Origin of the sequence: Streptomyces sp. NPDC053542 (assembly GCF_044544685.1) — a bacterium.
GTDB lineage: Bacteria > Actinomycetota > Actinomycetes > Streptomycetales > Streptomycetaceae > Streptomyces.
In genome coordinates this window covers 1-1,386 of the sequence record NZ_JBITXL010000020.1, presented here as the reverse complement: position 1 = coordinate 1,386, position 1,386 = coordinate 1, and the positions used below count along the sequence as shown (strand labels likewise).

The 1,386-nt window shown below is 65.8% G+C and carries 1 protein-coding gene and 2 rRNA genes; 2 read left to right on the top strand and 1 reads right to left on the bottom strand.

Annotated elements, in window-relative coordinates; translation table 11 throughout:
- Both ACIGXO_RS33630 and rrf read left to right on the top strand, forming a co-directional pair.
- Window positions 1-361: ribosomal RNA gene (locus tag ACIGXO_RS33630) — 23S ribosomal RNA — on the top strand; the annotation flags it as partial.
- A 92-nt stretch (window positions 362-453) separates the two neighbouring features.
- Window positions 454-570: ribosomal RNA gene (rrf, locus tag ACIGXO_RS33625) — 5S ribosomal RNA — on the top strand.
- A gap of 111 nt (window positions 571-681) precedes the next feature.
- Here the strand turns inward: rrf and ACIGXO_RS33620 are convergent.
- On the bottom strand, window positions 682-1,386 hold a 705-nt coding region (locus tag ACIGXO_RS33620), incomplete at its 5' end, for a DUF58 domain-containing protein (protein WP_399794501.1).

The following is a 1,386-nucleotide window of genomic DNA, read 5'->3' as shown; positions in this document are numbered from 1 at the left end:
CAAGGGTTGGGCTGTTCGCCCATTAAAGCGGTACGCGAGCTGGGTTTAGAACGTCGTGAGACAGTTCGGTCCCTATCCGCTGTGCGCGTAGGAGTCTTGAGAAGGGCTGTCCCTAGTACGAGAGGACCGGGACGGACGAACCTCTGGTGTGCCAGTTGTTCTGCCAAGGGCATGGCTGGTTGGCTACGTTCGGGAGGGATAACCGCTGAAAGCATCTAAGCGGGAAGCCTGCTTCGAGATGAGGACTCCCACCCACTTGATGGGGTAAGGCTCCCAGTAGACGACTGGGTTGATAGGCCGGATCTGGAAGCACCGCAAGGTGTGGAGGTGACCGGTACTAATAGGCCGAGGGCTTGTCCTCAGTTGCTCGCGTCCACTGTGTTGGTTCTGAAACCACGAACGGCCCCGCATGGGTCTCATGCGGTGCGGCATTGTTCGACAGTTTCATAGTGTTTCGGTGGTTATAGCGTGAGGGAAACGCCCGGTTACATTCCGAACCCGGAAGCTAAGCCTCACAGCGCCGATGGTACTGCAGGGGGGACCCTGTGGGAGAGTAGGACGCCGCCGAACAATTTTTCCGGGAAACCCCGCACCTTCTGGTGCGGGGTTTTCTGCGTTTCCGTGCATTTTTCAGGACGTGCAGGGGATGGAATGCGGGCCCTTTCCAGAGCCCGCATCGCCTCAGAGACGTCCGCCCGCTTTCAGGGCCAGGTAGGCGTCCGCCAGCGCCGGCGCGAGCTCGTCCGGCGTCGCGTCCACGACCGTAACGCCGTGGCGTCGGAGTTGTTCGGCGGTGCGGTGGCGTTCCGACTGGGCCTGGGCCGCTGCTGCGGCCTCGTACACCGCGTCCGTCGTACCGCGGGAGCGAGCCATGGCGGCGATGTGCGGGTCGGCGACAGACGCCACCAAGACCGTGTGGCGCTGGGTGAGTTGGGGGAGGACGGGGAGGATGCCCTCCTCGAACGGGGCCGCGTCGAGGGTCGTGAACAGGACGATCAACGAGCGGCGTGGTGCCGTACGCAGAGCGGTCGCCGTGAGACCCCGGGCGTCCGTTTCGACGAGTTCCGGTTCGATGGTGGCCATGGCGTTGACCAAGGATGGCAGGACGTCGCCTGCCGTGCGGCCCTGGACGAGGGCGCGTACGCGGCGATCGTAGGCGAGCAGGTCGACGCGGTCGCCGGCCCTTGACGCCAGAGCCGCGAGGAGAAGCGCCGCGTCCATCGCGGCGTCGAGACGCGGGGCGTCGCCCACGCGGCCGGCCGACGTACGGCCTGTGTCCAGGGCCAGGAGGATGTGCCGGTCCCGTTCGGGGCGCCAGGTGCGTACGGCGACCGAGGACTGGCGGGCGGTCGCGCGCCAGTCGATGGAGCGGGTGTCGTCGCCGGG